The following is a 6,556-nucleotide window of genomic DNA, read 5'->3' as shown; positions in this document are numbered from 1 at the left end:
GTCACGGCCAGCTCGGCCGCGTCGAGGATCGGGCCGACGTCACCACCGAGGGCGTCGTCGAGGACGGCGACCCGCTCGGGCACGCGCAGGACCTCGAAGAGATCCTCCTCGTCCCGGCCGAAGAGCTCGGGCAGGACCCGGTTGACGATCACCGCGGCCAGGTCGACCCGGGTCTCGGCGCGGAGCCGCTGCGAGAGCTCGATCGTCTCGTTGACCGGCATCTCCTCGGGGGCGGCGACGATGACCACACCGGTGCGCGCCGGATCCTCGAGCACGTCGAGCATCCAGGCCGTCTGGTTGCGCACCAGGCCGACCGACACCAGCTCGTTGATGCCCTTGGGGGCCGCGAGCTGACCGACGATGTGGCCGCTCGCCACCGAGTCGACCACCACCAGGTCGTAGTGCTCCTGAACGACCTCCCAGGCCAGCTTGCCGACGGTGAGGATCTCCTTCACGCCGGGAGCGGCGTTGGCGACGAAGTCGAAGGTGCGCGCCAGCGGGCCGATGCGGGCCACGAGGGGGAGCTTCAGCTGGAGGCTCAGGTACTCCTTCAACGACTCCTCGGTGTTCATCGACATGGCGAAGAGGCGCGGCTGCACCTCGGCGGGGGTGAACCCGGTGTGGGACGACTCGAAGAAGCCGGCCAGGCCGGCCTTGGCGTCGACCTCGCAGACGAGGGTGCGCTTCCCCTGCTCCGCGGCGAGCAGGGCCAGCCCGGCGGCGACCGTTGACTTGCCGACGCCGCCCTTGCCCGTGACGAACAGCAGTCGGCGGTCGAGCAGGTCGAGGGGCATCGGCCCGGGGTTCGGAGGCGGTGGCCGGACGGACAGGTGCCGGTGGATCAGCCCGCGAAGCCGATGCGGCGGTCGCTCGCCGCGGGACCGAGGTCGACGTAGGCGACCTTCTCGGCCGGCACGCCGACGCAGCGGCCCTTGCGGTCGGTGAGCCAGAGGACACCACCGCTCGAGAGTGCGGCCTCGACCTCCGCCTTGACCGAGTCCGCCTCCGCGCCGTCGGGGAGCTCCACCTCGAGCTCCTTGGCGGTGTAGGTGACTCCGATGCGGACGTCCACGGGGCTCTCCTCTGAGCGGGCGGCGGGCGGGGTCATCGTACCGAGGCGCGCCGACCCACCCCTCACTCCGGGCGGAGGGCTCCGGCGTCACCGGCGAGGGGGTCCTTGGCGGGGACGCTCTGCTGGCGGTCCATCATGTCGCCCATCACCATGCGGATGAACTCATCGGCCTCGTCGTCGAGGCCGCCCGCCACCCCGCCGTAGACCGCCGCGCTCGACGGCGTCTCGTCCGCATGCTCCTTGGCGTAGGCCACGGCCTCGGCCAGGTCTACGGTGAAGCGCTCGACCACGCCGGGCTGGGTCTGGGGGCGGGTGACGGCCATGTGGATGGCGTTCGGGTACTGCTGGCCGTTGAAGCGCCAACCCTTGCGGCGCATGGCGTCGTTGACGTGGTAGATGTCGAAGGCGTCGCTCGTGAAGCTGAAGCAGAACGTGGGGTCGCCCATGATCCGCAGCGCGGGGTGCGAGCGCACCGCCGCCTTCAGGGCATCGGCCGTGGAGAAGATCGCCCGGGCGTAGCCGAGGTAGCCCTCGCGGCCGATGCTGACCATCGCCGCCCAGGTGGAGGCGAGCATGCCGCCCGAGCGCGACCCGTCCATGCCCGGCGAGCAGTACTTCCCACCGGTCCAACCGGTGAGGAAGAAGTACTGGCTGTTGCGCAGCGCCTTGTCGCGGAACGACACGACCGAGGTGCCCTTCAGCCCGTAGCCGTACTTGTGGGTGTCGGCCGAGATGCTGGTGACGCCGGGCAGGCGGAAGTCGAAGGTGGGGATGTCGTAGCCCAGCTCCTGGCCCCAGGGGAGGATGAACCCGCCGAGGCAGCCGTCGACGTGGAGGCCGACGCCCCGCTCGAGGGCGAGCTCGGATAGCTCCCCGATGGGGTCGATGGTGCCGTAGCCGTAGTTGCAGGCGGAGCCGACGATGGCGATGGTGTTCCCGTCGATGAGCGCGGCCATGGCGGCCACGTCGACGAGGGTCGTCTCGGGGTCGATCGGGGCGTTGCGGACCTCGATGCCGAACAGGTGGCAGCCCTTGTCGAAGGCCGGGTGGGCGGTCTCGGGCTTCACCAGGTTGGGGGCGGTGATGTCCCGGGTCTGGCGGGCGTGGTCGCGGTAGGCGAGCACGGCATGGCAGATGCTCCCGGTGCCGCCGCTGGTGACGATGCCGGCGGGCTCGGTGTCGGTGACGGCCTCGGCGTGGAGCATGTCGAGGGTCATGGCGATGATCTCGCCCTCGAAGCGGGTGTTGCTGGGGCAGATGTCGCGCTGGAGCGCGTTGACGTGGGCGTACATCCCGAACGCCTCGTTGAGGAAGTCGTAGTGCTCGTGGTCGCCGCAGTACATGGTCCCCGAGCAGGTGCCCGACTCCCACGTCTCATCCTCAGCGGTGGCCATCTCCCGCAGCTCGGCCAGCACCTCGTCGCGGGGGCGCCCCATCTCGGGGATCCGCCGGTTGACTCCGTAGCGCTCGGCGTAGGGGTGGTCGTTGGCCATGTGTGTGTGGGTCCCTCCGAGGTGGTGTCCGCCAATCGTAGGCCGGCCCCCGAGCTTTGGACCCATGTCCGCCGCCACGGGGGACTTGGGGTCAGCTGGGCGCGACACGGGGCCCATGCCGCGGAGCTTGAGCATCGCCGCCTCCGAGCGCGGCCCGCTGCTCGGGCTCGACGATCAGAGGCGCAGCAGGTAGCGGAGCGCCCGCTCGATGTCGGCCAGTGCGGCGGGCGGGAGATGCCCCAGACGGGCGATCAGGCGGCGGTCGGACGCAGACGTGATGTCCTCGCACTTGGCGTAGCTGACCTCGTCGAGGCCCGTCCCGGGGTCGTCCAGCTCGATGTAGGACGGCAGCCCACGCCTCGCGGTGGTGACCGGGACGACGATCACCAGCCCGGCCGGGCCCTCGTTCATGGCGTCGTCGGAGACGATCACAGCCGGGCGGCGCCCCGCCTGCTCGTGCCCGACGGGATCGCCGAGATCGAGAAGCCAGACCTCGCCCCGCCGGGGCGTCAATACCCGCCGTCGGGAAGTGCTCTGGCTTCGAGGTTCCGTTCCGCCTCGATCTCAGCCCACGCCGACGCGTCGGAGCGGAGCCGGCCCCAGCCGTCGTTGAAGTCGGCGAAGAAGACGCGCCGCTCCAGGGCGTCGAGGGCGTCGTCGAGGACTGCGGTCATCGGCCGCTCCGTGCGGGCGGCGATGGCGGCGACGCGGTCACGTGTCTGCTCGCTGACCCGGATCGTCGTGCTCATGGGGCTGAGGCTACGTCCATGTCGATCTCTCCGTCTACCGAGCTGCAACAGGCTCGGGCGGACGTTCTGGCCACCCTGGTGCGCCGCACAGCCCGAGCAGGGTGGCAGTTTCGGGTTGGTCAGACGATCTTGAGCTCGCGGTGGTAGCGCCGGGTGGGGGCCAGGGAGACGTCGATGGTCTCAGCGATGGCGGCGAAGGCGGCGGCGGCCTCTCCGTCGGGGTCGGTGACCACGATCGGGCGGCCGCCGTCCGCGCCCTCTCTTAGCTCGGCGAGCAGGGGGACCTGGCCCAGCAGGGGTGCCTCGAGGCGCTCGGCGAGCTCCTCGCCGCCACCGGAGCCGAAGATCTCGTAGCGCTGGCCGTCGTCGCCGGTGAACCAGCTCATGTTCTCGATGACGCCCTTGACGGTCAGGTTGACCTTCTGGGCCATGAACCCGGCGCGTTGGGCCACCCGCTGGGCCGCGGGTTGCGGGGTCGTGACGATGTAGACCTCGGCCCGGGGCAGGAAGGAGGCCAGGGAGATGGAGATGTCGCCGGTGCCGGGGGGCAGGTCGACGATGAGGAAGTCGGGGTCGTCCCAGAAGACGTCGGTGAGGAACTGCTCGAGCGCCTTGTGGAGCATCGGGCCCCGCCAGATGACCGGCGTGTCCTCCTCGGCGAAGAAACCCATGGAGATGCAGCGCACGCCGTGGGTCTCGGGCGGCACGAGCATGCCGTCGATGACCGCGGGCGGGTGCTCGACGCCGAGCATGCGGGGAATCGAGAAGCCCCACACGTCCGCGTCGACCACGGCGACCGACTTGCCCCGCTGGGCGAGGGAGATGGCCAGGTTGGTGGTGACCGACGACTTGCCGACCCCGCCCTTGCCCGACGCCACCAGCAGCACGCGCGTGGGGCACTCGGGATCCGCGAAGCGGATGGCCCGGCCCTCGGCGTGGCCGTGGGCGGCCTGGCTGCCGGCGGTGGCGCCAGGGTCACCGTGGATGAGCTCGCGCACCGCGGCGCGCTCCTCGTCGGTCATGACCGTGAAGTCGATGTCCGCCCGCTCGAGCCCGTCGAGGGCGACGGCGGCCTCGGTGACCCGGTTGGTGATCTCGGCCCGCAGCGGGCAGCCGGCGATGGTGAGCGCCACCCGCACCGCCACGGTGGGGCCGTCGATGGCGATGCCCTTCACCATCCCGAGCTCGACGATGCTGCGATGCAGCTCGGGGTCCTGGACGGGACGCAGGGCCTCGAGGACATCGGCTTCGGTGGCGGGCACAGGGAGCTCCATGGGGGCAGTCGTACGCGAGGGCGTCCGGATCGCGCCGGAACGGTGCGTCGACCGCCCGAGGCGCCGACCGGAGCCTTCAGTAGGATACCGGCGTGCCCTCCGCACCCGGCAGCCCGCCGCTGTCCCCCACCGACTTCTCCTCCGCGGTCAGCGCCATCACCGCAAGCTTCGGTGACCCGACCCGCCGGCGCATCTACCTCCTCGCTCACGAACGGGCCGAGGGGGTCACCGCAGCCGAGGTGGCCACCGCGTGTCGCCTGCACCCCAACGTGGCGCGCCACCACCTCGACAAGCTGGCCGGCGCCGGGCACCTGGAGGTCACCGTCGACCGCACCGGCGGCGCCGGGGTGGGACGGCCCTCGAAGCGGTACCGCACCACCGCCGAGCAGGTCGAGCTCGACGTCCCCGTCCGCCACGACGAGGTGCTGATGGCCCTGTTGGGCCGGGCTCTCACCGAGCTCGGCCCCGAGCGGGCCGAGCGCGTGGCCGAGGAGGTCGGCGAGCACTACGGGCGAGCCATGGCCGACCGCATGGACGACGACGCTCCCCGCAGCGCCAAGGCCGCGCTCCACGCCGCCGCCGATGCCCTGAGCGCCCATGGGTTCGCGGCCCACGCCGAGGACACTCGCGGCGCGCTGCGGATCGTCTCGGAGCACTGTCCGTTCGGCAACGTGGCCATCGAGCACCCGGTGATCTGCGCCGTCGACCGGGGCATGGTCCGCGGCCTGCTCGCCACCCTTGCGGCCGACGCCGACGCCCGGCCCGAGACCATGGCGTCGCTCGCACGCGGCGACGTGGTGTGCATCACGGGCATCACGGGGTGACCTAGGTTGTGGGGCCATCTTCCGCCCCTAGGACCTCCATGCCCCGCCGCCTGACCCTCCTGGCCCCAGCCGTCAGCCTCCTCCTCGTCTTCGCCGGCTGCGGGGACGACGGCGACAACGTCAGCGCCGATACGACCACGACCGAGCAGCGCGACACGACCGAGGCCGAGACGACCGAGACCGATTCGACCGACGAGCCGAGCGAGACGACCGAGGACGAGACCACGACGGAGTCCTCGGCCCCCGACGGCACCACCGAGCCTGACGGCCCCGCACCCGCCGGGGAGGACGCCGAGTTCTGCGCCACAGAGGCCGCACTCGACGACATCGACGACGAGTTCGACCCCACCACCATCGAGGGGTTGAAGGCTGGCTACGTGGCGCTCGTCGAGGCCGCCCAGGGGCTCGGCGACGTCGCTCCCGACGAGATCGCCGACGACGTGGAAACCGTCCTCGAGGGCCTCGACGAGGTGGGTGTCCTCATCGCCGACGCCGCCACGATCGAGGAGGCCGAGGCTGCGCTCGAGGGGTTCGACACCTCCAAGATCGAGCCCGCGTCGGACCGGGTCGACGAGTGGGTGGTCGAGAACTGCCCCGACGACGACGATGACGGAGCCTGAGCCACCCCTCGCTCGCCTCAGCGGCGGGGACGCGGCACGACCGGGTCCCCGCCCATCGGTCGTCATCGCCAGCCCGGCAGGCTGGTCGTGACGACCCGTCACCAGATCTCCGACGACACGTCGTCATGGACCGCGACGGCAGACTGGCCCGGATGATCCGGCACTACCTCGACCACGCGTCCACCTCGCCCCTGCGGCCCGAGGCCCGCGACGCCATGATCGAGGCCCTCGCCGCCCCGACCGGCGACCCGGGGCGCATCCACGCCGAGGGCATGCACGCCCGGGTCACCGTCGAACAGGCGCGTGACCGGGTCGCAGACCTGGTGGGCGCCCGGGGCCGTGAGGTCGTCTTCACGAGCGGGGCGACCGAGGCGATCGCCGCCGTGGCGTGGGGTGGGGCCGGGCGGGGCACCCACCAGGTCCTGACCGCGGTGGAGCACTCAGCGGTCACCGCCGCGGCCGCCCGCCACGGGGAGATCAGCGTCGTCGGCGTCGACGGGTGCGGGCGCGTCGATCCCGACGCG

The 6,556-nt window shown here is 71.7% G+C and carries 9 protein-coding genes; 3 read left to right on the top strand and 6 right to left on the bottom strand.

Annotation, left to right across the window (positions count from 1 at the left end; translation table 11 throughout):
- The 6 genes from VNL12_RS02445 to VNL12_RS02420 form a co-directional block, all read right to left on the bottom strand.
- The coding region (locus tag VNL12_RS02445) for an ArsA family ATPase (RefSeq protein ID WP_325591207.1) at positions 1-794 on the bottom strand (794 nt) is incomplete at its 3' end.
- Positions 795-841: 47 nt separating this feature from the next.
- Positions 842-1,072 (bottom strand): DUF3107 domain-containing protein, encoded by a 231-nt coding sequence (locus VNL12_RS02440; protein WP_325591206.1) that lies wholly within the window; start codon positions 1,070-1,072, stop codon positions 842-844.
- Between the two features lie 62 nt (positions 1,073-1,134).
- Positions 1,135-2,565 (bottom strand): aspartate aminotransferase family protein, encoded by a 1,431-nt coding sequence (locus VNL12_RS02435; RefSeq protein ID WP_325591204.1) that lies wholly within the window; start codon positions 2,563-2,565, stop codon positions 1,135-1,137.
- A gap of 174 nt (positions 2,566-2,739) precedes the next feature.
- Positions 2,740-3,078: a type II toxin-antitoxin system PemK/MazF family toxin gene (locus tag VNL12_RS02430; RefSeq protein ID WP_325591203.1), complete on the bottom strand. Its 339-nt coding sequence runs from the start codon at positions 3,076-3,078 to the stop codon at positions 2,740-2,742.
- The gene (locus tag VNL12_RS02425) at positions 3,075-3,314 is read right to left on the bottom strand and encodes a hypothetical protein (protein ID WP_325591201.1); all 240 of its coding nucleotides are present in this window, start codon (positions 3,312-3,314) and stop codon (positions 3,075-3,077) included. Before VNL12_RS02425 ends, VNL12_RS02430 begins: the two co-directional genes overlap by 4 nt.
- Before the next feature lie 119 nt (positions 3,315-3,433).
- Positions 3,434-4,588 (bottom strand): Mrp/NBP35 family ATP-binding protein, encoded by a 1,155-nt coding sequence (locus tag VNL12_RS02420; protein ID WP_325591199.1) that lies wholly within the window; start codon positions 4,586-4,588, stop codon positions 3,434-3,436.
- 92 nt (positions 4,589-4,680) lie between these two features.
- On the opposite strand from VNL12_RS02420, the gene VNL12_RS02415 reads away from it, so the two are divergent.
- The 3 genes from VNL12_RS02415 to VNL12_RS02405 all read left to right on the top strand — a co-directional run.
- On the top strand, positions 4,681-5,412 hold the full coding sequence (locus VNL12_RS02415) for a helix-turn-helix transcriptional regulator (RefSeq protein ID WP_325591198.1): 732 nt from the start codon (positions 4,681-4,683) through the stop codon (positions 5,410-5,412).
- A 38-nt stretch (positions 5,413-5,450) separates the two neighbouring features.
- A complete protein-coding gene (locus VNL12_RS02410) occupies positions 5,451-6,032 on the top strand; it encodes a hypothetical protein (RefSeq protein WP_325591196.1) in 582 nt (193 codons plus the stop codon).
- A 152-nt stretch (positions 6,033-6,184) separates the two neighbouring features.
- On the top strand, positions 6,185-6,556 hold a 372-nt coding region (locus VNL12_RS02405; RefSeq protein ID WP_325591194.1), incomplete at its 3' end, for an aminotransferase class V-fold PLP-dependent enzyme.

Source organism: Iamia sp., from assembly GCF_035575815.1.
Classification (GTDB): Bacteria; Actinomycetota; Acidimicrobiia; order Acidimicrobiales; family Iamiaceae; genus Iamia.
This window is presented reverse-complemented; position numbering and strand designations above follow the sequence as displayed.